Origin of the sequence: Streptococcus sp. CF8_St5-11 (assembly GCF_024295625.1) — a bacterium.
Taxonomy (GTDB): Bacteria; Bacillota; Bacilli; order Lactobacillales; family Streptococcaceae; genus Streptococcus.
In genome coordinates this window covers 59,492-85,158 of sequence record NZ_JANCOJ010000006.1, presented here as the reverse complement: position 1 = coordinate 85,158, position 25,667 = coordinate 59,492, and the positions used below count along the sequence as shown (strand labels likewise).

Here is a 25,667-nt window from a genome sequence, read left to right as displayed (position 1 = left end):
ACTTTTTCTCAAAAAATTTTATTTTTTTGAAAGTTCATTTATACACTGTCAACTTTCAGTTCTTAAATTGTATTTTTAAAATCCTTCAGATAGTTCTCTAATTTCTTTTTCATTTTTGTTTTTCCTAGACATCTTCTGTTTGCTAGTAATGCTTCATATTGTTCTTTTTCTTTTACGGTTAATTTTTCTTTAAAACGTTTTAATGCATCTCTAAGAACAACCAGCTCATCTAAATATATTTTTCTTGATGAAATTCTGTGACTAATTTCTCCAATTTCAATATATGGAAGTCTATTTATTTTTCTCTTATCACTTTCCTGTTGTCTTATTTTATCTTTAATATGATTTCTAAATTTTGTTTTAAAATATGTATAAAGTAATTCTTCATTTGTTTCAATTTCAGGATTTTTTTGATAAAGTTCAAAGAGTGTTAGCTGTCCTTCTTGTTCCCAATCATCCTTTTCCCATAATTGAATATAATATTCTTTTTCACATTTTCTTACGATATATTTTACTTTTTGATACATTTTATTAAATTCCATAAGCTCTCCTTTACTTTTATCTGTATTTTATAAAAATAAAGAAGCCCATTGGACTTTTTTTCTATTCTGCACGTTTTTTTAACTATTTGGTTATTATTTTTAATTATTTTTTCCAAATACACAAAAAAACTGCCACTTGGTGACAGTTCATCGATAGTCCGTACGGGATTCGAACCCGTGTTACCGCCGTGAAAAGGCGGTGTCTTAACCCCTTGACCAACGGACCATTTTTACAACATATTCTATTATACAGAATATTTTTACTCTGTCAACACTTTTTTAATAAAAAAAGAAGGAAATATTTTCCTTCTTTTGAATTAGTTATTTTCTTCTAATTTTGACTTAATCTCATCATATGATAGAGGTTTTGCTTCTTCTTCTAATTCATGCTCTGAATTTTCAGGCATTTTTCCTGTTTCATATAATGATTTAATTTGAACACTATCCAAGGTTTCATATTTTAATAGAGCTTCCGCAATTAGTTTATGCGTTTCTCTATTTCCTTGAATAATTTCTGCCGCTTTATTACGGGCTTCATTCAACAGACTACGAACTTCTTCATCAATTTCGTAAGCTGTTTGTTCTGAAATCATTTTTTGTGGGCTTTGAGCACCAAACATCGCATGATTTCCTTCATATTGGACCGGTCCAAGTTTTTCACTCATACCATATTCTGTCACCATTGCACGCGCCATTTGGGTAGCTTGTTCAAAGTCATTTGAAGCACCCGTTGTTTGCGAATTGAAAATAATTTCTTCGGCAACACGGCCTCCCATGAGCCCAGCTAATTGTTCTTTCATATCTTCTTTAGAAAGTAACATTTGATCTTCTTTAGGAAGGGCAATCATGTAACCGCCTGCACGACCACGTGGAACAATAGTAACTTTATGAACTACACGAGCATTTGATAAGACCAGACCAACAATTGTATGACCAGCTTCGTGATAAGCAACCATTTCACGTTCTTTTTGTGAAATCGTCCGATCTTTCTTAGATGGACCTGCAATAACACGATCTTCTGCTTCATCGATATCAGCAGCATCAATTACTTTTTTATTTCGACGAGCTGCAACCAAGGCTGCTTCGTTCAAAACATTTTCGAGATCAGCACCGACAAATCCTGGTGTTTGTTGAGCAACCAATTTCAAGTCCACATCTTGAGCAAGTGGCTTATTCTTAGCATGAACACGAAGAATTGCCTCACGACCTTTCACATCTGGACGTCCAACCAATACTTTACGGTCAAAACGGCCAGGACGAAGAAGGGCAGGGTCAAGGACATCAGAACGGTTAGTTGCTGCGATAACAATGATTCCTTCGTTGCCTTCAAAACCATCCATCTCAATCAAGAGCTGGTTGAGGGTTTGTTCACGTTCATCATTTCCGCCACCAAGACCTACACCACGCTGGCGCCCAACAGCATCAATTTCATCGATAAAGATAATGGCTGGTGCTGCTTTTTTAGCATCTTCAAAAAGTGAACGAACCCGGCTAGCACCGACTCCGACAAACATTTCAACGAAGTCAGAACCAGAGATACTGAAGAATGGCACTCCAGCTTCACCAGCTACTGCTTTTGCTAAAAGGGTTTTACCAGTTCCGGGAGGGCCTTCAAGAAGCACACCTGCTGGGATTCTTGCACCCAATTTAGTAAAGCGTTTTGGATCTTTTAAAAATTCAACAACTTCAACAAGTTCTTGTTTTTCTTCTTCAGCTCCTGCTACATCTGAAAAACGAACTTTAATATCTTCTTTATTAGCAGCGCGGGCTTTATTACGACCAAAGTTCATGGCACCTCTGGCACCTCCGCCACCGCCTTGGTTCATCATTGAGAAGAAGAAGAACATGACAATAACAAATGGAACAATTGAAGTGAGAATTGTTATCCACATGCCACTTGAGCTCTCACGCTTAATGGTGATTTCTGCTTTGTGGTCAGCTGCTAATTTTTGTAATTCATTGACGGTGATATCAGATGGAAGGATGACACTAGTAAAGCGAGATACTTTTTGAACACTTGGGGTAAAAAATTGAATTCCTGTATCTTCTTTTGATTCTTTTGCTTTATTATAGGTACCTGCAATTTCAATCACACTACCATTTGGTTGGTAACTGATCGTTTTTACATTATCATTTTTAATTTCTTTGACCAATTCTGTGTAGTTGATTTGCTGACTTTGACCAACCCCATTACCCGCAAAAAAGTACTGGAATCCTGTCACAGCCGCTACAATAATCAACAAATACAGAAATGGATTTCGGACAAAACCGTTATTTTTTCTGTTATTCATCTAGTCTCCTCTATTTTGAGTACACTTCCTCTTTTAATACACCAACATAGGGTAGGTTACGATAATTTTCATCATAGTCTAAACCATATCCTACAACAAACTCATTTGGAATCGTAAAGCAGGTGTAATCTGCTTCAATCTCAACCAAACGTCTTTCAGGTTTATCCAATAAGGTAGCAATCTTCACAGATGCTGCATTTCGTTCTTCAAAGAGTTCTTTTAGACTCTTGAGGGTTTTACCTGTATCGATAATATCTTCTACAAATAAAATATCTCTACCAGTAATATCTTGGTCGATATCCTTGATAATATTAATAATACCTGAGCTTGCCGTACCACCATGATAACTTGAAACCAGCATAAAATCCAATTCAATATGTGTATCCACGTGGTTGATCAACTCTGCCATAAATGGAACAGAGCCTTTCAAAATTCCAACAAAAATTGGATTTTTCCCTTGGTACTCTTTTGTTAGGGTTTCACCCAATTTCTTTGCTGCTTCTACAATTTCATCATGTGAAACCAATACTTTTTTTATATCTTTTTCTAACATGTTTTTACCTATCTATTTTTTGAATATAAAGACTATCTTTCATTATACCACTTTTTGAGAGCTTACTCAAATCACTCGTTACCAATCCCACTACAGAAAGAATATTATGATTCTGTTCTATAATGAGAGCTTTTTGTCGAAGCGAAATTGGAATTTTATGGTTGATAAACCACCGTCTTAATTTTTGATGGTGGCCATTAACAAGCAGGTGATCTCCTTCCTTTCTCCCTCTAATTAAGATGGGAGTTTCGCGTGAAACAGAAAGAATTTCTACATTTTCCCCTACTAATGGTTGTCCAAAAGATAGTTTATAATTTGCAATATCAAAGATATTCCCAAATTCTAACAAAAAAGGAAGGGGTTGGTCATCCGACTTTTGACTGATTTTTCGTATTTCAAAGAAATCATATTCTTGATGTAGTTCATAATTCGACTTTAAATAATGAATGCAATTTCTTTTTTTTCGCAGTAAATCTAATAATTCTTGAAACTGGGCCCTACCAAGTTGCAAATCTGGAAATTGTGCCAAATACTCTTCTAATAAGAATGATTGTACAGAATGAGAATACGTTCTAAAAGAAGCTAAATCTTGAATGCTTAACTTGCTAGTCAATTCTTTTAGTGCTTGGTGCCAATGATTCACTTCCTCTGCTAAATAGCGAAGACTTGCTTGCATTTGGGGATTTTCTTTTTCAAATTCTGGAAGGTATTGATGGCGTACACGATTTCGAAAATAGTCCTGTGAGTCATTGCTACTGTCTTCAAAGTGAGGGATTTTCATCAACTCATCTTTGGTAAAAGTTAACAAAGGACGGATTAACTCACCCTTACCAAATGGTTGGCGTACAGGAATACCACTTAAATGGCGTAATTTTGTTCCTCGTATTAAGCGCATGAAAGTTGTTTCGGCTTGATCGTTTGCATGATGACCTGTTACTAAAGCGGTGCAATCCTCTTTCTCCATAATCTGTTTAAAAAAATCATAACGAAAGGTACGAGCTTTTGCTTCTGTAAAATCACCCGAATAGTGAGCCACATGGATACGTGTCTCTCGCCTATCAGCTAGCGTTCGAAGTTCACTTTCTTCTAAATCCGATTCTGGTCTTTGTCCATGATTGACATGAGCGAGTACCAGATGGATTTTCAATCGTTCTTTATTCTTATATAAAAGTTCATACAGATTCATTGAATCCAATCCACCAGATAAGGCAACTAAAACACGGCGATGGGGAGTAAATAGATCTTGTTTTTCACAAAACTCTAAAAATCGCTTTTCCATTATTTCAATACCTCATAGATATCTTTTGAAATGTTGGAAATCGTATCATAATTCGAATGATCTGTAAAAATGGCTATTACATAGGGTGAATTTGTGTAGACAATTGCAACATCATGTCTAAAATCATAGGCATCTCCAATTTTATGAGCAACCTTTACTGGAAGGTCACGCGCAATCCGTTGATCATCATATTTTGTAGAGGAGAGCGCATCAATAATAGGGCCATTTTGTTGATAGACAGCCTCCATGACATTGCCAGCCATTTCAGCAGATGCTTCTCTTTTTTCAACATCCCAATGCTTTTTTGCAATTTTATCCAAAGTTTTTTGGAAATCTTGATCTGATTGATGAGTGACATAATAATTCAAGATATTATGGCCAACATTATCGGATTCTTTTGCAATCTTATCTACTAATTCTTGAACACTATAATCCTTACCATCTGCTGTTTTTGAAAGGCTACCACTTCCTTCTGGTTCATAGCCACCTTTGAAATCATTGACTTCTGGAATATATTTGTAGGTTGTGGTTGGAGAAATGGCTTTTTTATTGAGCTGTTCTTGGACGTAGTACAAGTATGGTAATTTCGTTACACTGGCAGAATACATTTCTTTTTGCGGATTGATTCCAGCAGTATTTCCAGTCTCTAATTGTTTTACATAGATTCCATACGAAGGAGAATTGTATTTACTATTTAACAAGTCCTGGACTTTTTCTATTCGATTATCTTTTTCAGTAACGAATGCTTTGTTCACCCAGCCCTGACCTTCAATCTCCACAAACTCATCTCGTAAAGTCTTAGCTGTACGTAAGACTGTCACTTTTGTATAAGGAGAAAGAGGTGTATTTTTTTCTTTTGCACCATTTATTAAGGGTCGGTCATACACTTTAAAACCAGGTTTTAGCCACATGTCTTGTTTTTTTTCTTGTGTTTCTTGTACAACATCAGAAAAAATGACAGAAGAATCTGCTAATACATATCCTTTCTCTGCTATTTTAAATACAGCTTTCCCTTCATCATTTACAAAGAGTTGTTCGATTGTAAACGGTGTGTTGGGAAGAATTTCTCCTTTTGCTTTTTTCAACTGAGGATCAGAAAAAACAGAAATTTTGCGATAGACATTCGGGTTTGCTGGAATTGAAGAAAAATAAAGTTCTGATGGATGAGCCGTTGTCTGAGAAGACTCAGACTGCTCGACACTCGCTGCTTGAGATCCAATAAATAAAATTGGAACTAACAATAGGAGCAGAAATCGTTTAGACACCTGTATTCCTTTCTTTTTCATCCTTTTGAAGTTTAATCATTTGGTTTTTCTTTTTTAATTCCTCTAATTTTTCATCCGAAAATTCAAGGAATTGTTTAACTGTTTGTAAGATATTTTCCATCGGTTATTGGGGGAGTAAATCTGGGATGGTATAAACATATTCACCATCTTTTGAAAAAGAATACTTAGCGCGTGCATATTTTGTTGCATAATCATCGTCTTTTAATTTTTTAGCGATGTCTTGTTGGTATTCTTTTTGTTCACTTGTTTCTTTATACTCTTTTTCCAACTGTTTGTATTGTTCTTTTTTATCTTGTAGCGATTGATAGCTCTGGGCTAAATTATAAGTTGGAAGAATAAATAATAACATGACCAATATCAAGACAAGCCCCAGAAAACGATTGCGTTTTTTTCTTTCTTCTTCTAAAAAACGTTTTCGCTGACTTTCGTCTTTGATATATTTATTGTTCATTTGAACGATATTTTTAGGCATCTTCTTCTATCCTTGTTTCACTAATTATTTCGTACATTTTGGATGCATCTTCTTTTTTTGTACTATCCAACATTTCCAAGACTTTAACCGTCAATACTTTATTTCCAAAACGAACTTCAATTTGATCATTCACTTTCAAATCCGTTGAACTTTTGGCTAATACTCCATTGACTTTGATCCGCCCTTTATCTGCAACTTCCTTTGCAACAGGACGACGCTTAATAATGCGAGAAACTTTTAAATATTTATCTAATCTCATACTGTCACCTCTAACATAGTATTGTATCATTTTTTATACATAAAATGCGAAAAATGAGCTAAGAACTGCTAGTCCTTTTCTTTTTCCTGTTTAATTTCCAATAAGGTTTGACCAAATTGCTTCAGAGCTTCCAAAATTTCAAAATCTTTCTTATTTCGAATATCGAAGATCACTTCAATTAATCCCTTTTCTTCTGCAATCTGTGCCTTTAACTGTGTCATTGACAGAGCTTTGAAATAATCCTGTGTTAAAAACAGTTGTTTGGCAATAGGTTCAAATTTCACTGTCACTTTTTGTTGTTTTCTTTCAACAAGACGGACAAAGACTTGATCCAAGTAAGCTTTCACTAAACCAATTTCAAGTAGGTAGGCGACAACATCTGGATATTCTCCAAAACGATCGATCAATTCATCTTGCAAGTATTCATAGTCCGTTGCAGAATCCATTTCACGAATTTGTTTGTAAATTTCAATTTTTTGACGTTGATCTGAAATATATTCATTAGGTAAATACGCATCTATTTGAAGGTTCAACTCTGCATTGCTCTTTTGTCTGCGATGCTCTTGGCCTTGTTTCTTAGCAATAGCTTCTTCTAACAATTGAGAATACATTTCAAAACCAACTGAATCGATGAAACCAGATTGAGAAGCTCCAAGGATATTCCCTGCTCCACGGATCGATAAATCTCGCATAGCAATTTTAAATCCAGACCCCAACTCAGTAAAACCTTTAATAGCTTCTAAACGTTTTTCAGACACTTCTGTAAGAGATTTGTCTGGACGATACATCAAATAAGCATAAGCAATTCGATTGCTTCGTCCCACACGACCTCTTAGTTGATAAAGAGTTGAAAGTCCCATATGATCCGCATTTTCAATAAAGAGTGTATTGGCATTTGGAATATCCACACCTGTCTCAATAATGGTTGTCGTCACTAAGACATCGTATTCGCCATTAATGAAATCCAACAGGGTATTTTCCAGGCGAACTTCACTCATCTGACCATGAACAAAGCCAATCGAAGCTTCTGGAATCAACTCTTTTAATTCAGACACCTTTTGTTCAATTGTATCTACCTTATTGTAAAGATAATAGGCCTGTCCTCCACGATCCATCTCCCGCAACACAGCATCTCGAATAATGGTTGGATTAGTCTCTAGTACAAAAGTTTGCACAGGATACCGATTGGTCGGAGGTGTTTCGATGACAGACAAATCTCGAATTCCTAGCATAGACATATGAAGAGTTCGAGGTATAGGGGTAGCTGTCAAGGTAAGCACATCCACCTTTTTTTTCAATTCTTTCAAGGTTTCTTTGTGCTTCACTCCAAAACGTTGTTCTTCATCGATCACGATTAAGCCTAAGTCTGAAAAAACAACATCTTTGGACAAGAGCCGGTGAGTTCCAATAATAATATCCACTCGTCCTTTTTTCAACTTTTCAAGCGTTTCTTTCTGCTCTGCCTTACTCTGGAAACGGCTTAAAACAGCAACCTCTACTGCAAAAGATTCAAAACGCTCCTTAAAATTGGCATAATGTTGTTGGGCAAGAACCGTGGTAGGAACCAGCACTGCTACTTGTTTATGATCATTTACTGCCTTAAAGGCTGCTCGCATAGCGACCTCTGTTTTTCCAAAACCGACGTCTCCAACCAGCAATCGATCCATCGGACAATTCGATTCCATATCTTTTTTAATTTCTTCAATGGAACGTAATTGATCATCTGTTTCAATATATGGAAAATCTTGTTCAAAAGCCTCTTGGTTTTCATCATCTTTGGAATAGGCAAAGCCTTCTAATTGACTACGCTCCGCATAAAGTTTTATCAAATCATCCGCAATGTCCTCCACCTGGGTCTGAACCTTTTGCTTCGTTTTTTGGAAACGCCCATCATTTAACTTGTTAATTTTTGGCGTTTTTCCATCACTTGCAACGTATTTGGACAACATCTGAATCTGATCGACAGGAATCGAGATGCGATCTCCATTTTGATATTGAATGGAGACATAATCACGATGGACACCCGAAATTTCAATCGTTTCAATTCCCAAATATTGACCAATACCATGAACTTGGTGAACAACATAGTCCCCTTTTTCCAATTCATTATAATTTTTTAGGCGTTCTGCATTGGAAATATTTTGCCTGCGAATCTTTCGTTTGATCTTTTTCTGATAAATCTCTGATTCTGTAATGTAGACAATTTTTTCATCAACAAATTGAAAACCGTGAGCTAATCCTCCAACGACTAATTGACTAGCTTGAGGAATGATCGTATCCCCATCAATATAATCTAATCGAATCCCATACTCTTCTAAATTTTTATGGAGCTGTTGAAGATTGTGATGAGAAATTGCTTGGACAATAACAGTATAGTTTGATTTTCGATACCGTTCAATTTCCTCTTTTAGTAAATCAAATTGTCCAAAAAACTCCTGCATGGGATATTGATTGAATTGATACAAATGATCAAACTTCAGATTTCCCAATCCTTTTTGAAAGTTTGAAAAATAAGTTGCAGGCGTATATTTTCGTAATGTTGTACTGGTGTCTGCAAAATACACTTGGCGAGAAGAAGCTCTATTTTTATGTAAATCTTCCGTCAAGAGATTAGCTGTATCTAGTTCAAATCTCGCTATTTGATCTGCTATTTTTTGATAATCATCCAGAAAGACTGGAGTGTGTTTAGGGAGATAATCGAATAGGGTATATTGTTTCTTGTAAAAGAAACTAATAAATTTTCTAAGATCCGGATGGAGTTTCCTTTGAGAAATATCTCCCAGAATTTCTGCTAGATAAGATTTAAATTCTTCATTTGCACTCTGTTCTTGCAATTGTTCGATTTGCTGCTGACCACGTATAAAATCTTCCTCTTGCAACAATAGATCACTCACTGCCTTAAGTTGAACTTCTTCAACATTTTCAACAGAACGCTGACTTTCTGGGTCAAAGATTCGGATTCCATCAATCTCATCTCCGAAAAATTCAATCCGATAGGGTTGGAGTTGGTCGATCTCAAAGATATCTAAAATATCTCCTCGTAGACTAAACTCTCCCTGTTGCAAAACTTGGCTCACCTTTTGGTAGCCAATCTTCTGTAATGTTTCACTCAGAGTAGTTAAGTCTATTTCTTGACCAACCTTCAATTGAAAAATGCTAGATGCAAAAACTTTAGGAGAAGGTAATAGTAGTTTTATACCACTCACATTGGTCACAAGGATGCCTTGACGATCTTCTTGGCATAAAAAGTTCAAAGCCTCTAATCGTGCAAATTGCCTTTCTTGTGAAGCAAAAACAAATTCTGCTAAAGGGTTATCATCTCCCAAAAATGTATGGACTTTCTCTTCTCCAAGTAGGGCAATAAAATCACTGGCCAATCGTTCTGCTTCGTTATAACTGGAAGTGATGAGGACTGCTTTTTCAATAGAATCAAAGGCTGAAGCCATTACAATAGCCTTTGTGGTCGCAGATAATCCTAAGATCAATTCCCTATTATTTTTTTGTAAACCTTGTTGCCAGGATAGAAGGTTGGAGTTTTGACTCACTAAATCAATTACATTCATCTACTTACCCGTTGTATTTCTGCATGCTTCTTTCAAAATTTTCTTCTACCAAGTAATCGTTAACCGCTTCTTCTACTCGATCAATTGTTTGTAGAATAGTGATGTAATCGTCTTTATCAAATTTCCCTAAAACATGATGAACAACTGACATGCCCTGCTTAGGTCTTCCAATTCCAATCTTAATTCGATAAAAAGTCTGAGTTCCAATATGATTGATAATCGATTTGATTCCGTTATGACCTCCAGCTGATCCTTTAGCTCGAAGACGAATCTTACCAACTTCCATATCTAAATCATCGTAAATAACCAAAAGATCTTCAATATCCAGACCATAATAAGTCAGAAGGGCATGGACTGCTTTTCCACTCTCATTCATGAAAGTGGTCGGCTTTACAAAATAGACCTTTTCTCCATTCAAAAATGTTGAGGCGATATCAGCTTGAAAAATCTTATCATGGGAGAAAGTAAGATTTAAAGACTTTGCCATTTGATCAACTAACATAAAGCCTACATTGTGTTTGGTTTCAAAATACTTATCACCTGGATTTCCCAATCCAACAATTAATTTCGTCATCTCTTTCCTTTCAAAACACTAAAAGGGTTGGAAATATTTTTTCCAACCTTTACATCTTTTTAACTCTCTTATACATTAAAACGGAATTCCATGATGTCCCCATCTTGGACAACATATTCTTTTCCTTCTTCGCGCAAGCGTCCTGCTTCTTTTACAGCCTTTTCAGAACCGTATTTGACCAAATCATCGTAGGACATAGTCACGGCACGAATAAATCCTTTTTCAAAATCGGAGTGGATGATTCCAGCTGCTTGAGGAGCTTTCATGCCACGTTTGAAGGTCCAAGCACGCACTTCTTTTTCACCAGCTGTGAAATAAGTGCCAAGTCCCAACAAGTGATAAGCTGCACGCGTAAGTTTATCAACTCCAGACTCTGTTAGGCCAATCGCCTCTAAAAATTCTTGTTTATCTGCATCATCTAGCTCAGAAATTTCTTCCTCAGCACGCGCAGAAATCACAACTACTTCCGCATTCTCTGTCGCCGCAAAGTCACGAATTTGCTTCACATACTCGATAGAATCTGGATCTGCAACAACATCTTCATCCACATTGGCTACATAAAGAACTGGTTTGGTAGTCAAAAGGAAAAGTCCCTTCACCACTTTTTGTTCTTCCTCTGTGAATTCAATCGTCCGAGCTGATTTACCATCTTCAAGAACTGGTTTGATTTTTTGTAGAACATTAAATTCTTCAACGGAATCTTTATCTTTTTGTGTCCGAGCAATTTTTTCTACACGCGCATAACGTTTATTAACAGACTCTAAGTCGGCTAAAATTAATTCTAAATTGATAGTATCGATATCTGCCAGTGGATCGACAAAGGCATCTTCACGCCCTTGCTCCCGCATGACATTTTCATCATCAAAAGCACGTACCACATGGACAATAGCATCTACTTCACGGATGTTAGCCAAGAATTTATTACCAAGACCTTCTCCTTTTGATGCACCTTTTACAATTCCAGCAATATCTGTAAATTCAAAAGTGGTCGGAACTGTCTTCTTAGGAGTAATCATTTCAGTTAATTTTTGTAGTCGTTCATCAGGAACTTCTACCATACCGACGTTTGGATCAATGGTCGCAAAGGGATAGTTTGCGGCCTCTGCTCCTGCTTTTGTAATTGCGTTAAATAGGGTTGATTTACCAACGTTTGGTAAGCCAACGATACCTGCTGTTAATGCCATTTTTCTTTTTCTCCGTTCAAATTTCAATCTCTTTTATTATAACATAATTCAAAAGACAAGTGATGAAAAATGAAATATTTCATGACCTTTGAAACTAGATTTTTTCATCAAACTGTAACGTTCTAAAAAGATAAATATGGTATACTTTATTTAACAACTAACAAAGGAGTTTTTCAAATGAAAAAACAAACATGGAAATCTATTTCCCTTTCTTTAATCGCTATCTTTACACTCTTTCTTCTTGGAGCTTGTGGACAACAATCTGTTCAAAAATCCTATCTTCAAAAGATTAACCAAGATGGAAAAGTAGATATTCGAGTAACATTTGAACACAAAGGCGATAAAACAATTAGTAACCAAACCATTAATACTATTTACTACAAAGAAGCTGGAGTTGCAAAAGATCAATTAAAAGAAATAGTTGACAAATACGAGGAAGATAACAAAGACGTCAAAGGATTTACTCATTCTGCTGAGTTCAATGATAAATACATGGTTGAAACAACAACTCTCAATTATGAAAAAGCGAATTTAGATCAACTGATTGAAAAGAATTTATTGACTACCCGACAAGATAAAAAAGTCGACTATGTCAGCTACAAGTCAACTGTTGATATGTTAAAACAAAGTGGTTTCAAAGAAGTTAAAAATGGAAAATTTGAAGAATTAAAATAATTGAAAAGGTTCGGTCACATAAGTGACTGAACCTTTTATAATACTTTCTTCATTTTCTGTTCAAAATCATGACGACTCATCATGACCACATGATCACAATTGCTACACTTGATTTTTATATCTGCACCAAGTCGCGTAATTTCCCAACGATTTGCCTTCTTGCCTGTTTCTTTTATCACACAAGCGTGAGGCTTTTTCATTTCTACAAAATCACCTAACGTATACATGATTCACCTTTGTTAATTCGTGCGAACTGGCGTAATTAATTGAATGAACCCTTGTTCATTTCCTTCTGGAACCAAGGTAAACGGTCTAACAGAAGAAATAAAACGAATCACAACTTGTTCACTGTCAATAGCTTTGAGCGCCTCAATCAAATAAGTTGGATTAAAGCTAATAGACAAATCCTCTCCTGAAACGGCGCTAGTATCGATCTCTTCATTTACTCGTCCAACTTCTGGTGAATGAACGTGGGATGAAACCACTCCATTTTTGAACTCTAATTTAACCGTTCCGTTTTGAGTCGCATTTGAAAGAAGACGAGCACGCTCCATTGCAAATCGAAGGTTGGCTACATTGAAGGTTGCCTCTGTATTGAATTCTGTTGGAATGAGACGGTCTGTATCAGGGTAATTTCCTTCTAGCAAACGGGTATAGAAACTAATGTGTTCACTTCTAAAGAGGATTTGATTGTTAGCAAAGAAAACTTCAACTGTTTCAATATCATCAGAAAAAACAGAGGTAAATTCACGAAGAGAACGACTTGGGATGACAACATCAAAGTTATCTCCATTTTTCTCCAGTGTAATCACTTTTTGACTCATACGGTGAGAGTCTGTTGCTACTGTTTTTAGCTCTTTATTATCTGATAAAACAAAGTGAACGCCTGTCAAAATTGGACGACTCTCTTGTACACTTGCTGCAAATGCCGTTTCATTAATCAATTGTTTTAATAATTTTGTTTCCAAAACTAATGGATTACTTGCAGCAATTTCTTGGATACGTGGATATTGATCTGCATCTTTTCCTTTAAGTGTAATTTCTGATTTACCACTTGTTAAGAGAACTTGTTTTTGTTCAATCTCTTTAAAATCTAAAGTAACATCTGGTAAACTTGAAACCACATTAATAAAGAAAGTTGCTTCCAATAAAATAGAACCTGGAGAAGTCACTAATAAACCTGCATTTTCATCTTTAATAGAAATAAAGTTTTCAATTGAAATTTGGCCATTAGATCCAGATAAGGCAACTCCTTCTGGAGTTACATCTATTTTAATTGTTGAGAGGATTGGAATAGCATTTTTTGAACTGATCGCTCTTTTTGTAGTATTTAGTGCTTGTAAAAATAAAGTTTTGTTAATAGAGAAATTTATCATGGTCATTCCTTTTATTTATTTTATTATTAGTAAGTTAATAGTAATAGTAGGTTGTGTGGAAGTTGTGGAAAACTCTCAGAATCCTATCTACGACTTAAAAAGTTACTTGTTTAAAAATTGTGCATAACCCCTAGAATTTTATAGAAAGTTATCCACAGATTAATTTAATTTTTTCTTGATGCTTTGAATTTCGAGTCGAAGATTATCATCTGTATCGACCATACTTTTAATTTTTTCATAGGCATGAATGACAGTCGTGTGGTCTTTCCCACCGAATTCTTTTCCGATTCGAGGAAGTGAGTTGTCCGTCATCTCTCTTGAAAGATACATAGCCACTTGTCGTGCTAGGACAATATTCTGAACTCTTCGAGAACCTTTGATTTCTTTTACACTGACTCCATAGAAGGCTCCAACTGCTTCCTGAATTTTTTCAATAGGGATGACAAGCGTCTTGCTATTATCATTTTTACGAGCTCGAATAGCTTCAGCTGCAACATCGATCGTAATTTCTTTTAGTTTCTTTACCTTCGCCATTAAAGAAATATCATTTAAGGCACCCTCTAAGTCTCGGACATTTGAATCAAACTGACCAGCTAGATATTCTAGTGTGTCATTAGGAAAAATATAGTCTAGATCTTCAATTTTATTCCGTAAGATGGCAATCCGAGTTTCAAAATCAGGTGGTGTTATATTTTGAGTTAGTCCCCATTTGAAACGAGTAACTAACCGCTCTTCAAGACTATCTAAATGATCTGGACTTCGATCACTTGTTAGAACAATCTGTTTGTTGTCGCTATGGAGGGCATTAAAGGTATTAAAGAATTCCTCTTGAGTCGTGACTTTTTTACCACCAAGTGATTGGATATCATCGATCAATAAAAGATCTAAACTTCGATAGGTATTCTTGAACGTCTTCATTTCTCCTAATCGAAGGTGCTCTAAAAATTCATTAATAAAGGTTTCTGCTGGGACATACTTAACCCGTGCATTTGGAATATTTTCTAGGATTTGATTTCCAATTGCATTCAATAGGTGAGTCTTTCCAAGCCCTGGTCCACCATAGATAAAGAGAGGGTTGTAAGTTGTTGCAAGATTTTCAGAAACTGCAAGCGCTGCTGCTTTCGCCCAAATATTTCCATCCCCTTGCACAAAATTATCAAAGGTATACTTCGATTTCAGACCTGTATCAATTTTAGGTAACGGTTCGGTTGTTAAGCTACCTGAAGACAGTCTCCTATTCTCACTGCTATGATTACTAGGAATTTCTTCGGTATCTTCAAAAACGAAATGGAACTTCAAATCTGTATTGTAGACTTCAAAGCTAGCTGTGATCAAAGCATTTTTTAGATTTGTTTCCCAAAACAATTCTTTATAATTTCCATCAAGATAAATGGTAGCTGTCTCTCCATCGATTTTGACTAATTTTGAATCAGCGACAAAAAAGTCATACGCACTATCTTTTAGTTGTAATTGGGCTAATTCTAAAAAACGAGACCAAAATTGCTCTTCTTGTGACACTATCAGACTTCCCTCCTTTTCTTGAATTGTATCAAATCATACTTACTCCTATTCTACCACAAACGAAAATAGTTTTCCACAGGCTAAATTTTAGGGAAGAAAATTATATTTTTAAACTTTTCCACAGATTGTGGAATCAAATTAACATTGTTTTTAAAAGTTATCCACAAAGTGGGGATAACTAGAGAATATGCTTATTATTCTGCTATTTTCAAAAGATTTTTATGGTGGAAAAACTTGTCAATACAAAAATAAAAATAACAGCCTTATTTTAGGCTGTTGATAATTCGTTGGTATTCATCGAGACTTGAAAAAGAAATTTGGATAGTTCCTTTATTTTGCAAAGAGGAGTGTATCGTCACTTCTGTTCCCAATATTTTTTTCAATCGTTGTTCCTCTTCTAGTAGGAAACTTTCTTTTATTTTTTTATTTTTCTGTTTTCTTTTTGAACTGATCTTGTTTTCTAATGTTCGAACATTTAAATGATCCTGTTTGATTCGCTCCAACCAAAAGCGCTGCTCTTCTTCATCAAGAGGAACGAGAACACGCGCGTGAGCCGAAGAAATGTCATTTTGAATGACCGCTTCTTGAACAGAGGGAGCTAGATGTAACAAGCGAAGCATATTGCTAATATAGGGTCTAGATTTCCCCATAAATTGAGCGATTTGGTCGTGCTTATATCCATGATCAACTAACTTCTGGTAGGAGATAGCTTCTTCAATTGGATTTAGATCTTCTCGTTGAAGATTTTCAATAATGGCTTGTCGCATCATTTCTTGATCCGTTAACTCTTTAATAATCGCAGGAACAAGCTCTAATCCAGCAATTTTTGAAGCTCTAAACCGTCTTTCACCTGCAAGCAATTCAAAACCAATTATTGGAGATTTTCTGACAATAATGGGTTGAATTAAGCCATTTTCTTTGATTGACTGAGCCAGTTCTTCTAATTTTTCATGATCAAATACTTTTCTTGGTTGGAAAGGATTGGTTCGAATGTCCTTTACCGCTATTTTTTCTAATTTTTCCATCTTATGAATAGAATAACACACCTTTACAAATTCGTAAAGGTGTGTTTACAAGTATGTCAAGAAAGTGAAAGTTAATCGCTTAGATCTTCAGTTGATTTTGTCAACTTGATAGAAGTTGTTTGTTGTTTTCCATCACGATAGAATGTGACCTTGATCGTATCATTGATTTGGTGAGAATAGAGGGCAGATTGTAAATCTGCAGTTGACTCGATAGTTGTATCGTCTATCTTTGTGATCACATCGTAGCGTTGCAATTTATCTGAAGCAGGCATATTTTCAAGTGTTGAACGAACCAGTACTCCTCCAGAGATTTTTTCAGGAAGTTTTAATTGGCTTAAATCAGAAGTTGAAAGATTAGATAAATCCATCATTTGGATTCCAAGAGCTGGTCGAACCACTTTTCCTTTTTCTTCTAGTTGTTTGATAATATTGACAACATCATTTGCAGGAATTGCAAAGCCCATTCCTTCTACTGAAGTTTGTCCGTTATTTGAAATTTTACTTGAGGTAATTCCGATGACTTGTCCCTGAATATTGATTAATGGACCTCCAGAATTCCCTGGGTTGATGGCAGCATCTGTTTGTAAGGCGCGTGTAGAGATATTTTGTCCATTATCGGCTTTCAATTTCACATTGCGGCCTTGGCTAGAAATAATCCCTTGGGTAACAGAATTAGCATAATCTGTTCCAAGAGGGCTACCAATTGCAATTGCAGTCTCACCGACCGTTAATTGGTTTGAATCTCCGAATTCAGCTACTGCCTTTGCTTTATCCGCACTAATGCGAACGACTGCAATATCAGAATAGACATCTGACCCAACTACTTCTCCGGGGACTTTATTCCCATCTGCTAAAAGAATATCTACTTTTTTAGCACCATTGATTACATGGGTATTGGTAACAAGGTAGGCATATTTTCCTTCTTTTTTATAAATGACCCCAGAACCTTCACTAGAAATTTGTGAGTCAGAGTTTTCTTCTTTTTCAAATAACCCTTGATTCGAAGAATCAGAATAAGTAATCACAGAAACTACAGCATTTTTCACCTTATCTACGGCCTCACTAGTTGAGGTTGTATTTTTATAAGCTGTTTTAACAGTGGTTGAGTGGACTTGCTTACTTTCAGTATTTGAAGTAGAAGAATGAGAGGTTTGTAAGGTTAAAAAGGTTCCAAGAATCCCACCTAGAAAACCTACAACGAAAATGAGGGTTATGTTTCCAAGTTTTTTCAGTAAATTAGATGAAGATTTCATATTTTCCTCCTAAGGATATCAAATTGTCTAAAGTATAGAAAAACTTTCTTAATTATATCTTAAATAACTAAAGTTATCCACAAATTGTGGATAAGTTGTAGAATTTAGTTGAGAAATGGCTTTAAAAAGGACTTTATAGAATAGATTTCCTTTCTATAGCTGTGGATTATTTGTGAAATTGAAGAATTATGCTACAATAGGGGAATGAAAATTAAATTGATAACCGTTGGAAAATTAAAAGAAAAATACTTAAAAGATGGGATCGCGGAGTATATTAAAAGGCTTGGTCGATTTGCAAAAGTAGAACAGGTTGAGTTAGTTGATGAAAAAACTCCAGATCGTGCCAGTCAACTCGAAAATCAACAAATCCTTGAAAAAGAGGGGGAACGAATTCTCTCTAAGATTTCAGATAAGGAATATGTGATTGTATTAGCCATCGAAGGAAAACAATTTCCTTCAGAGAAATTTAGTCAAACGATTGACCAGATTATGACATCTGGTTATTCAAACCTTACTTTTGTTATTGGAGGCAGTCTTGGTCTGTCTCCTGAAGTGAAAAAAAGAGGAAATCTATTAATGAGCTTTGGTCAATTAACTCTTCCTCATCAGTTGATGAAATTAGTGTTGGTGGAACAAATCTATCGTGCTTTCATGATTCAACAGGGGAGTCCTTACCATAAATAACCTTGACGCTCCTTTCTTTTTCTGCTAAAATGAAGTAAGTTCGGTCTCATAGCTCAGCTGGATAGAGCATTCGCCTTCTAAGCGAACGGTCGCAGGTTCGAATCCTGCTGGGATCAAATGAGAGATGCAGCTTTTGCTGCATCTTTTCTTTTATGTTAAAATGTATAAATTTTCATTATCTATTAATTTTTGTATACTTTGCTATAGATTAATAGTGATGAAATGATTTATTAGGAATATTTTAAAAAAGAACTAACAATCCCTATATAGTGCAAAGTGTAGATTATATAAATTGTGTAAAATAGTTTTCATTCATGTAACAAAAACATTAAAAACATTACAATTTTACCTATTCCCTTTAATTTTAGGCTATTTTATATTATAATTTTTTGTATATAAAATTTTATTTTTTTATAATAATACTAGAGTATAATAAAATAGAAAAAACAAAGTGGGAGAGTTTGTGTGATTCAGTCATTAATCTTGTCTTTTCTCTTGGGAGGGATCATTGTTCTGACGTTTGCATTAGTGGACGAAAAAATCTATCAGGAACATCAATTTGCATTTATCTTTCTGCTGAGCACCTTTGTTCTTCTTTTTGAAAGTCTCTTAGTATTTTTAGATGTGACTTTATTTTCAAATATTCGACTCTCTGATTTAAATATGCTCTTATGGCCGGTTTATTTATATCCTTATTATCATTATGCCAATCGGACGAATCGCTTGTGCGCCATTTTTTATTCTTTTTTTACTTATTTAGCGGTTGAAGGAACAGCAACTTTTCTGACGATAATTGTCTCTTCAGTATTGGGGGATGCTGTTGTAGCAGCTTACTCGATTGTCTACAATATGTGCATTCGTTTGATTTCTTTAGGAATCATTTTGAAGTTAATTGACCTATTTGAATTTGATTTCACTCCTTTTTATGAGAAAGAATTTGAAAAATATTTAAAGAGACTCATCTGTGTCTATTTTGCTATATTTGTAGTGATTAATTTTGCTTTATGGATTAGTGAACAAGCGCAATATAAAAATTTTGGGAGTATGTTGGCAACGATTTGTTTTTTCTCTTTTGTAGTCAGCTTATTCCATATGAAAATCGAGCGAGATCAGTATCGTAAAAATTTAGAACTGGAGTATAAAGAATTTTCTGAGCAACAAATGAGTCGGTATATGGCTGAAATTCAAAGTCTCTATTCTATTGTCAGGGGATTTCGTCATGATTTGGGAAATTTAGTTATTTCTATGTCGTTAGCCATTGAGGAAGAAAATATTCCAGAAATACAGAGAATTCATAGAGAAGTATTGGAAAAAGGTTATAAAGAGATCAATACAGAAGCATTATCAGGATTCAACTTGGTCAATATCAAAGATTCTGCTTTACGAAGTATTTTGATTCGAGGCTGGTTGGATGCAAGAGATGCTGGGGTAGAAATGACCTTTGAAACGAGTGAACCAATCGAGCAACTACCAGTTGATTTATTAGATATCGTGAGAATCGTTGGGATTCTAGTGACAAACGCTTTGGAAGCTTCAAAAGAAGCAGAAGAAAAGAAAGTTCATATTGCTATTTTCTCTATTTCAAAAATTGTTTACTTAGTGATTCATAATACAACAAATGAAATCACTTTTGATATTAGAAAAATATATGAAGAAGGTTATTCAACAAAAGGAGAAAATAGAGGACTAGGATTAAATAATGTGAGAAAAATCTTAGCAAATTATGGAACGATGTTTTTAGAAACGGAATTGCAAGGAAATCGTTTTTTACAAGTTTTGAAGATTGGAGGATACGAACAAGAATGAAGATTTTTTTATTAGAAGATGAGCTCTCTCAACAGATACGGGTAGAAAAACATATTGCAGAAATTGCTAAGGAATTAGAAATTAAACTTGAAGTGATTTCTACCGGTAAAATTTCGGAATTTGAAAATTATATCCAGCATTCGGATATCCACCAATTATATTTTCTAGATATTCATATCCAAGACAATGAGTATTGTGGTCTGGAAATTGCTCAAAAAATACGAGAAGCAAATCCTTATGCCATTATTGTTTTTATTACTACAAAATCAGAATTCGCTTCGATTACCTATCGTTATAAAGTATCTGCCTTAGATTTTATTGATAAAAATTTGAATGAAGATTTATTTAGATTAAAAATTAAGGAGTGTATTGAGTACCTAACGACTATTCAAATTGGAAATGATGATTTGACAGATTATTTTGAGTATGACTTTAAGGATAAAAAGATAAAAATTCCATTTAAGGATATTCTTTATATTGAAACTGTTGGTTCGGCTTATAAATTAAACTTAGTTGGGAAAAATTTTCAAAAAGAAATTGCGGGAAGTTTATCAGATGTCTTGGAGAAAGATGTGGAGGAGAGATATTTCAGTCCCCATCAATCTTTTATCGTGAATAGAAGTATGATCATTGGAATGGATAAGAAAAAGAAACAGCTGCTGTTGAAAGAAGGGTATTCTTGTCCAATCTCAAGAAGTAATATCAAACGTGCCAAAAAATTAATTGAAGAGCAAAATTTAGAATTTAGTGCTTGACAATTAGTTAAATTTTGATATAATGGGATATGTTCTGTTAATGAATATATGGTCCGTTGGTCAAGGGGTTAAGACACCGCCTTTTCACGGCGGTAACACGGGTTCGAATCCCGTACGGACTATATCTCATTCCGCCATAGCTCAGTTGGTAGTAGCGCATGACTGTTAATCATGATGTCGTAGGTTCGAGTCCTACTGGCGGAGCTAGTATAGCACCCATTTGGGTGTTTTTTTTGTTTTGAAAAGGCTAGGATAATGACTATCCTAGCCTTTTATTTATAAGTGAACCGATGGTTAGATTCCTTAACTTTTTCGTCTTTTTATTTGTCTCCATTCGTAGAGGAAGAAGAGAATGATTCCAACGAAAAAGGCAATGAGTCCTTCAATGAAACCTTGGGGAACAAATGTTAAGGTGACTGTTCCGGATCCTTTTGAAACACGAACTCCCATTAATCCTTTCTGGATGCGATGAATTTGGATAGGCTTTCCATTTTGTTTAGCTGACCAGCCTTTATCATAAGGGAGTGTAAAAATAAGGGTAGTGTCTCTATTTGCGTTATAGGCTGCTACCAATTTGTTTTTCTTTTTGTGAATAGCAACTTCTTGCTGACGAATACTAGCAATAGCTTGTGTGTATTGGTCAAGATCCAGAGCAAAAAATTCTGGTGTATCAAAGGAGACTGTCGAATTTTCTGGAAAACTCATACGAATAGTAACTGTTTCTTCTGTGTCAAAATGGCCAATTGAAAAGAATGGAAAGGCATTATCAATGGTATAGCGTTGGGTCTGTCCATTGTAGCTGATTTCAATATCTTTCCGATCATCGTTTGAAAATTGTAAATTTGGAACATTGACATATAGTTGGCTATGGGCAGGAACCGTTACTTCATATTGAATACTTGCGTAGGAAAGATGACTATCTTCTTCAATTTTTGCAGTTTGCAACGAAGATGTAGTATTTTGTGAAGTAGGCGAGAGAATATTTAATTTCTTATAAAATTTATATTTTTCATCCGTGATTTGATGGATGAATCGTGTCTGATTATCCAGTGTCAAATTCGTAAAGGAAGTATTTTTATAAGGTTTTGCTGACAGAAAGGCGATTGGTAAGGCATATTCGTTTTCTGAAAGTGAGACTCCATTTTTGGTTGCAATCTCTTTAAATCCAAATTTTTGAACAGGTTGTTGGCTTAAATTATAGCGAACACCAAATAGACTATCCATTAAAATAGAATTGTTTTGGTATCGAAGATTGAGGTTAGTTCCTTCAGATTTAAATCCTAGTTTGTCCAATGTCGAGCTAGCATCCGTATTTCGTACAGATGAAAATTGAGAAATTCCATTATAACCATACTTCATGCTATCATTGCCCGTTTGTGGATGTAGAATCTCAGTCCGATAATTTGAGTCTGTCTTCTCTCTTACTAAGGATTGGATGGCTTTTAAGTCGCGTTCGTAGGATGATCGAGAAGCAAAGACCCATTCATTCGCAATTCCTTCCATTTGATAATAACTATTTACCGATAATTCAAAAATGGAGAAAAAAAGGATCGAAAGATAGAAAAGTCTAGGCGGTATCTTTTTTAGGATAAATCCTAAACAGACCAAATAGAAAGCAATTAAAAATTCAAAAGTAACAATAAAATTGACAGCATCTAAAAATTTATAGTGACTGCTGTAAAGGACAGTTGCTCCAAATCCTAGAATAAGGAGGAAATTAGCAAGACTAAAACGAATCCAAGTGATCTCCTCTATTCGATTTAGTACTTCTCCTGCCATCAGAATAATCGTCAAAGAAAAGATCCAAGAGTATCGATGAAGAAACATATTTGGCGCGTGCATACCTTGCCAAAGGAGATCTAATAATTGAAAACGAAAACTCAAAATAAGAATGGTCAAGAGTATAAAGTAAGAAAGTTTCACGTGAAACTTGATCGACTTTACAAAGAAAAAGGTGATCGCTAATAGAAGTGGAAATAATCCCACGTAGATCATTGGAATTGATCCATATTTAGTAGTGTCAAAACTTCCAATGAAATTTTTTGCAAATACGTCAAGATACCAACTTTTTTCTGTAAAGATACTGTCAACCTTTGAAAAACTTTCTCCATGAGTGCGTAAATCTAAGAAGGTTGGATATAACATCACAAGGCTTGTTATAACTGATAAAATAGATACAATCACAAAATGAAAGAAGCGTTTTCCAATTCCTTTGATGTCCCATGACAGTTGTGTCAAGTACCATAAAATAAGAAAAATAGACATCATAAACCCAAAATAATAATTTTGGATAAACAAGCTGGTTAAGCTGATAAAGTAGAGAATCTCTCCCTCATTGTAAATGAGTTTTTTGAATCCATAAAGAATTAATGGTGCTAGGATAAAAACATCTAGCCAAGTTTTGATTTCAATTTGGCTGATAGCAAAACTCATAAGAGCAAATGAGGTTGAAAGGGTAAGAACCAGGGATCTAGGAATTTTAGAAAACATTCCATGTAAACTAATATAAGTGCTTAACCCAATAGCTCCAAATTTAAGAAGAGTGATGAGGTAAACAGCATCCGGCATGGATTGTGCATTAAAGAAGTAGACAAGAGGAGAAAAGAAACTTCCTAGATAATAGCTACTGAGTGCATAGAAATTAATACCTAATCCACTTTGAAAACTGTAAAATAGGCTGTCTGTCCCGTGTAAAATATTTCGAAGTGTGGTATCAAAAATGACATACTGATGATAACCATCTCCTAATAAGGGGGATGTATCACTGTTCCAGTAGATTCCTTGTGAGAGGTAAATAAAGAACATCATGATAGCTGGAATCAGGAAAGAAGATACTATAAAAAGGGATGTTTTTAGCTTTGTTTTATTCATATATTTCTACTGAAAGAGCCTGAAATAATGATTTCAGGGCTCTTTATTTTTATGATTGGCTCCAAAGTTCTTTCACTTTTGCTTGAACTTCTTCATTTTCAAGAAACTCATCATAGGTTTCATCAATACGATCGATCACGCCATTTTTTGAAAGAACGATAATATGGTTGGCGAGTGTTTGAATGAATTCGTGGTCATGGCTGGCAAAGATAATCGATTCTTTAAAATTCTTCAATCCATCATTCAAACTTGAAATAGACTCCAAATCCAAGTGATTGGTTGGATCATCCAGTACAAGAACATTTGACTTGAGGAGCATCAATTTAGACAACATGACACGAACTTTTTCTCCCCCTGACAAGACGTTGACAGACTTGTTAACTTCGTCACCTGAAAAGAGCATACGTCCTAAGAAACCACGAAGGAAAGTATTGTCATCTTCTTCTTTACTTGCAAATTGACGAAGCCAATCAAGAATACTTTCACCACCTGCAAAATCCCGACTGTTGTCTTTTGGTAGATAAGACCGACTAGTTGTAACTCCCCACTTGACAGTTCCTTCATATTCAATATCATCCATCAATGCACGGATCAAAGCGGTTGTTTGAATATCGTTCTGTCCGATAAGGGCGGTTTTGTCACCAGGACGTAAGATAAAGCTGATATTGTCAAGGATAGTTTCTCCATCAATCTTGACAGAAAGATTTTCAACTGTCAAGAGATCGTTACCAATTTCTCGTTCTGCCTTAAAGTTGATAAATGGGTACTTCCGACTAGATGGAACAATTTCTTCAAGTTCAATCTTGTCAAGCATTTTTTTACGCGAAGTTGCTTGTTTTGATTTTGAAGCGTTGGCTGAGAAACGTGCGACAAACTCTTGTAATTGTTTAATTTTTTCTTCAGCTTTTGCATTTCTATCTGCTTGTAATTTTGCTGCAAGTTCAGAAGATTCTTTCCAGAAATCATAGTTCCCGACGTAAAGTTTGATTTTTCCAAAGTCGAGATCTGCCATATGGGTGCAGACTTTATTCAAAAAGTGGCGGTCATGGGATACAACGATAACCGTATTTTCAAAATCAATCAGAAAATCTTCTAACCAGGTAATGGATTGAATATCCAATCCATTGGTCGGCTCGTCCAAAAGAAGGACATCTGGTTTACCAAAAAGGGCTTTAGCTAAGAGAACTTTCACTTTATCCCCATTGGCTAACTCGCTCATAGTTTGATAATGAAGGTCTTCTGAAATATTTAGATTTTGAAGCAATTGAGATGCTTCACTTTCTGCTTCCCATCCACCAAGTTCGGCAAATTCACCTTCAAGTTCAGCTGCACGGACACCATCTTCATCAGAGAAATCTTCTTTCATGTAGATAGCATCTTTTTCTTTCATAATGTTGTAGAGCTTTTCATTTCCCATAATGACAACATCGATGACCCGCTCGTCTTCGTAGTCAAAGTGATTTTGACGCAAAACAGACAAACGTTCATCAGGGCCAAGAGAAATATGACCAGTTGTTGGTTCAATATCTCCAGCTAAAATTTTTAAAAAGGTTGACTTTCCAGCACCGTTGGCACCGATGAGACCGTATGTATTTCCTTCTGTAAAGTTGATATTGACATCGTCAAACAATTTTCGATCACTAAAACGTAGTGAGACGTCTGATACTGTAAGCAATGATTTTCTCCTCTTTCTATAAT

General features: G+C 35.3%; 22 protein-coding genes and 4 tRNA genes. 7 read left to right on the top strand and 19 right to left on the bottom strand.

Annotated elements, in window-relative coordinates; genetic code table 11:
• Window positions 1–62 precede the first annotated feature (62 nt).
• From NMM13_RS09635 to ychF, 12 genes are all read right to left on the bottom strand, one after another.
• Entirely contained in the window at window positions 63–542 is a 480-nt protein-coding gene (locus NMM13_RS09635) for a sigma-70 family RNA polymerase sigma factor (RefSeq protein ID WP_049473250.1), read from the bottom strand.
• Between the two features lie 154 nt (window positions 543–696).
• Window positions 697–768, bottom strand: a tRNA-Glu gene (locus NMM13_RS09630).
• Between the two features lie 91 nt (window positions 769–859).
• Window positions 860–2,833 carry an ATP-dependent zinc metalloprotease FtsH gene (ftsH, locus tag NMM13_RS09625; RefSeq protein WP_254728735.1) on the bottom strand — a complete coding sequence of 658 codons (1,974 nt, stop codon included), beginning with the start codon at window positions 2,831–2,833 and terminating at the stop codon, window positions 860–862.
• 10 nt (window positions 2,834–2,843) lie between these two features.
• Window positions 2,844–3,386 (bottom strand): hypoxanthine phosphoribosyltransferase, encoded by a 543-nt coding sequence (gene hpt / locus NMM13_RS09620; protein WP_254728732.1) that lies wholly within the window; start codon window positions 3,384–3,386, stop codon window positions 2,844–2,846.
• A 4-nt stretch (window positions 3,387–3,390) separates the two neighbouring features.
• Complete coding sequence (tilS, locus tag NMM13_RS09615) at window positions 3,391–4,665, bottom strand: tRNA lysidine(34) synthetase TilS (protein WP_254728728.1); 1,275 nt, start codon at window positions 4,663–4,665, stop codon at window positions 3,391–3,393.
• Complete coding sequence (locus tag NMM13_RS09610) at window positions 4,665–5,951, bottom strand: serine hydrolase (protein ID WP_254728725.1); 1,287 nt, start codon at window positions 5,949–5,951, stop codon at window positions 4,665–4,667. Before NMM13_RS09610 ends, tilS begins: the two co-directional genes overlap by 1 nt.
• Window positions 5,923–6,051: an SP_0009 family protein gene (locus NMM13_RS09605; RefSeq protein ID WP_003009253.1), complete on the bottom strand. Its 129-nt coding sequence runs from the start codon at window positions 6,049–6,051 to the stop codon at window positions 5,923–5,925. The genes NMM13_RS09610 and NMM13_RS09605 overlap by 29 nt, the downstream gene beginning before the upstream one ends.
• Before the next feature lie 3 nt (window positions 6,052–6,054).
• A complete protein-coding gene (locus tag NMM13_RS09600; RefSeq protein ID WP_003009251.1) occupies window positions 6,055–6,423 on the bottom strand; it encodes a septum formation initiator family protein in 369 nt (122 codons plus the stop codon).
• The gene (locus tag NMM13_RS09595; RefSeq protein ID WP_003002258.1) at window positions 6,416–6,682 is read right to left on the bottom strand and encodes an RNA-binding S4 domain-containing protein; all 267 of its coding nucleotides are present in this window, start codon (window positions 6,680–6,682) and stop codon (window positions 6,416–6,418) included. The genes NMM13_RS09600 and NMM13_RS09595 overlap by 8 nt, the downstream gene beginning before the upstream one ends.
• A 68-nt stretch (window positions 6,683–6,750) precedes the next feature.
• Complete coding sequence (gene mfd, locus NMM13_RS09590) at window positions 6,751–10,245, bottom strand: transcription-repair coupling factor (protein ID WP_254728722.1); 3,495 nt, start codon at window positions 10,243–10,245, stop codon at window positions 6,751–6,753.
• 4 nt (window positions 10,246–10,249) lie between these two features.
• Window positions 10,250–10,819, bottom strand: a complete 570-nt coding sequence (gene pth / locus NMM13_RS09585) for an aminoacyl-tRNA hydrolase (RefSeq protein WP_003009246.1) — start codon at window positions 10,817–10,819, stop codon at window positions 10,250–10,252.
• Between the two features lie 68 nt (window positions 10,820–10,887).
• The gene (gene ychF / locus NMM13_RS09580) at window positions 10,888–12,003 is read right to left on the bottom strand and encodes a redox-regulated ATPase YchF (protein WP_254728719.1); all 1,116 of its coding nucleotides are present in this window, start codon (window positions 12,001–12,003) and stop codon (window positions 10,888–10,890) included.
• A 177-nt stretch (window positions 12,004–12,180) separates the two neighbouring features.
• Between ychF and NMM13_RS09575 the strand changes: the two genes are divergently transcribed.
• Window positions 12,181–12,678: a DUF1307 domain-containing protein gene (locus tag NMM13_RS09575; protein ID WP_254728714.1), complete on the top strand. Its 498-nt coding sequence runs from the start codon at window positions 12,181–12,183 to the stop codon at window positions 12,676–12,678.
• Between the two features lie 35 nt (window positions 12,679–12,713).
• Here NMM13_RS09575 and NMM13_RS09570 read toward each other — a convergent pair whose 3' ends face one another.
• The 5 genes from NMM13_RS09570 to NMM13_RS09550 all read right to left on the bottom strand — a co-directional run bounded on the left by NMM13_RS09570 (window position 12,714) and on the right by NMM13_RS09550 (window position 17,853).
• Entirely contained in the window at window positions 12,714–12,905 is a 192-nt protein-coding gene (locus NMM13_RS09570) for a DUF951 domain-containing protein (RefSeq protein WP_003002008.1), read from the bottom strand.
• Between the two features lie 12 nt (window positions 12,906–12,917).
• On the bottom strand, window positions 12,918–14,054 hold the full coding sequence (dnaN, locus tag NMM13_RS09565) for a DNA polymerase III subunit beta (protein WP_021154169.1): 1,137 nt from the start codon (window positions 14,052–14,054) through the stop codon (window positions 12,918–12,920).
• A 159-nt stretch (window positions 14,055–14,213) separates the two neighbouring features.
• On the bottom strand, window positions 14,214–15,572 hold the full coding sequence (dnaA, locus tag NMM13_RS09560; RefSeq protein WP_003002121.1) for a chromosomal replication initiator protein DnaA: 1,359 nt from the start codon (window positions 15,570–15,572) through the stop codon (window positions 14,214–14,216).
• A 266-nt stretch (window positions 15,573–15,838) separates the two neighbouring features.
• Window positions 15,839–16,600 carry a ParB/RepB/Spo0J family partition protein gene (locus tag NMM13_RS09555; protein WP_254728711.1) on the bottom strand — a complete coding sequence of 254 codons (762 nt, stop codon included), beginning with the start codon at window positions 16,598–16,600 and terminating at the stop codon, window positions 15,839–15,841.
• Window positions 16,601–16,671: 71 nt separating this feature from the next.
• Window positions 16,672–17,853: a S1C family serine protease gene (locus tag NMM13_RS09550; RefSeq protein ID WP_254728708.1), complete on the bottom strand. Its 1,182-nt coding sequence runs from the start codon at window positions 17,851–17,853 to the stop codon at window positions 16,672–16,674.
• Between the two features lie 204 nt (window positions 17,854–18,057).
• Here NMM13_RS09550 and rlmH point away from each other — a divergent pair, with 204 nt between their 5' ends.
• From rlmH to NMM13_RS09520, 6 genes are all read left to right on the top strand, one after another.
• The gene (rlmH, locus tag NMM13_RS09545) at window positions 18,058–18,537 is read left to right on the top strand and encodes a 23S rRNA (pseudouridine(1915)-N(3))-methyltransferase RlmH (RefSeq protein ID WP_003009233.1); all 480 of its coding nucleotides are present in this window, start codon (window positions 18,058–18,060) and stop codon (window positions 18,535–18,537) included.
• 42 nt (window positions 18,538–18,579) lie between these two features.
• A tRNA-Arg gene (locus NMM13_RS09540) sits at window positions 18,580–18,653 on the top strand.
• Window positions 18,654–19,002: 349 nt separating this feature from the next.
• Complete coding sequence (locus NMM13_RS09535) at window positions 19,003–20,343, top strand: GHKL domain-containing protein (protein ID WP_021154164.1); 1,341 nt, start codon at window positions 19,003–19,005, stop codon at window positions 20,341–20,343.
• Window positions 20,340–21,098 (top strand): response regulator transcription factor, encoded by a 759-nt coding sequence (locus NMM13_RS09530; protein ID WP_003009229.1) that lies wholly within the window; start codon window positions 20,340–20,342, stop codon window positions 21,096–21,098. Before NMM13_RS09535 ends, NMM13_RS09530 begins: the two co-directional genes overlap by 4 nt.
• Before the next feature lie 50 nt (window positions 21,099–21,148).
• Window positions 21,149–21,220, top strand: a tRNA-Glu gene (locus NMM13_RS09525).
• Window positions 21,221–21,228: 8 nt separating this feature from the next.
• Window positions 21,229–21,302 (top strand) — tRNA-Asn (locus NMM13_RS09520).
• A 99-nt stretch (window positions 21,303–21,401) separates the two neighbouring features.
• On the opposite strand, the gene NMM13_RS09515 is transcribed toward NMM13_RS09520, so the two are convergent.
• Both NMM13_RS09515 and NMM13_RS09510 read right to left on the bottom strand, forming a co-directional pair.
• Window positions 21,402–23,969 carry a YfhO family protein gene (locus tag NMM13_RS09515; RefSeq protein WP_254728706.1) on the bottom strand — a complete coding sequence of 856 codons (2,568 nt, stop codon included), beginning with the start codon at window positions 23,967–23,969 and terminating at the stop codon, window positions 21,402–21,404.
• A gap of 49 nt (window positions 23,970–24,018) precedes the next feature.
• Complete coding sequence (locus NMM13_RS09510; RefSeq protein ID WP_049486042.1) at window positions 24,019–25,644, bottom strand: ATP-binding cassette domain-containing protein; 1,626 nt, start codon at window positions 25,642–25,644, stop codon at window positions 24,019–24,021.
• Window positions 25,645–25,667: the final 23 nt, after the last annotated feature.

What these genes read in the sequence shown, in the direction of transcription:
- NMM13_RS09555 (WP_254728711.1), bottom strand. Translation starts at nt 16,600, where the DNA reads ATGGAAAAATTAGAAAAAATAGCGGTAAAGGACATTCGAACCAATCCT.
- NMM13_RS09610 (WP_254728725.1), bottom strand. Translation starts at nt 5,951, where the DNA reads ATGAAAAAGAAAGGAATACAGGTGTCTAAACGATTTCTGCTCCTATTG.
- NMM13_RS09600 (WP_003009251.1), bottom strand. Translation starts at nt 6,423, where the DNA reads ATGCCTAAAAATATCGTTCAAATGAACAATAAATATATCAAAGACGAA.
- tilS (WP_254728728.1), bottom strand. Translation starts at nt 4,665, where the DNA reads ATGGAAAAGCGATTTTTAGAGTTTTGTGAAAAACAAGATCTATTTACT.
- NMM13_RS09595 (WP_003002258.1), bottom strand. Translation starts at nt 6,682, where the DNA reads ATGAGATTAGATAAATATTTAAAAGTTTCTCGCATTATTAAGCGTCGT.
- NMM13_RS09605 (WP_003009253.1), bottom strand. Translation starts at nt 6,051, where the DNA reads ATGGAAAATATCTTACAAACAGTTAAACAATTCCTTGAATTTTCGGAT.
- NMM13_RS09550 (WP_254728708.1), bottom strand. Translation starts at nt 17,853, where the DNA reads ATGAAATCTTCATCTAATTTACTGAAAAAACTTGGAAACATAACCCTC.
- NMM13_RS09570 (WP_003002008.1), bottom strand. Translation starts at nt 12,905, where the DNA reads ATGTATACGTTAGGTGATTTTGTAGAAATGAAAAAGCCTCACGCTTGT.
- ftsH (WP_254728735.1), bottom strand. Translation starts at nt 2,833, where the DNA reads ATGAATAACAGAAAAAATAACGGTTTTGTCCGAAATCCATTTCTGTAT.
- pth (WP_003009246.1), bottom strand. Translation starts at nt 10,819, where the DNA reads ATGACGAAATTAATTGTTGGATTGGGAAATCCAGGTGATAAGTATTTT.
- hpt (WP_254728732.1), bottom strand. Translation starts at nt 3,386, where the DNA reads ATGTTAGAAAAAGATATAAAAAAAGTATTGGTTTCACATGATGAAATT.
- NMM13_RS09530 (WP_003009229.1), top strand. Translation starts at nt 20,340, where the DNA reads ATGAAGATTTTTTTATTAGAAGATGAGCTCTCTCAACAGATACGGGTA.
- NMM13_RS09575 (WP_254728714.1), top strand. Translation starts at nt 12,181, where the DNA reads ATGAAAAAACAAACATGGAAATCTATTTCCCTTTCTTTAATCGCTATC.
- ychF (WP_254728719.1), bottom strand. Translation starts at nt 12,003, where the DNA reads ATGGCATTAACAGCAGGTATCGTTGGCTTACCAAACGTTGGTAAATCA.
- NMM13_RS09635 (WP_049473250.1), bottom strand. Translation starts at nt 542, where the DNA reads ATGGAATTTAATAAAATGTATCAAAAAGTAAAATATATCGTAAGAAAA.
- mfd (WP_254728722.1), bottom strand. Translation starts at nt 10,245, where the DNA reads ATGAATGTAATTGATTTAGTGAGTCAAAACTCCAACCTTCTATCCTGG.
- NMM13_RS09515 (WP_254728706.1), bottom strand. Translation starts at nt 23,969, where the DNA reads ATGAATAAAACAAAGCTAAAAACATCCCTTTTTATAGTATCTTCTTTC.
- dnaN (WP_021154169.1), bottom strand. Translation starts at nt 14,054, where the DNA reads ATGATAAATTTCTCTATTAACAAAACTTTATTTTTACAAGCACTAAAT.
- rlmH (WP_003009233.1), top strand. Translation starts at nt 18,058, where the DNA reads ATGAAAATTAAATTGATAACCGTTGGAAAATTAAAAGAAAAATACTTA.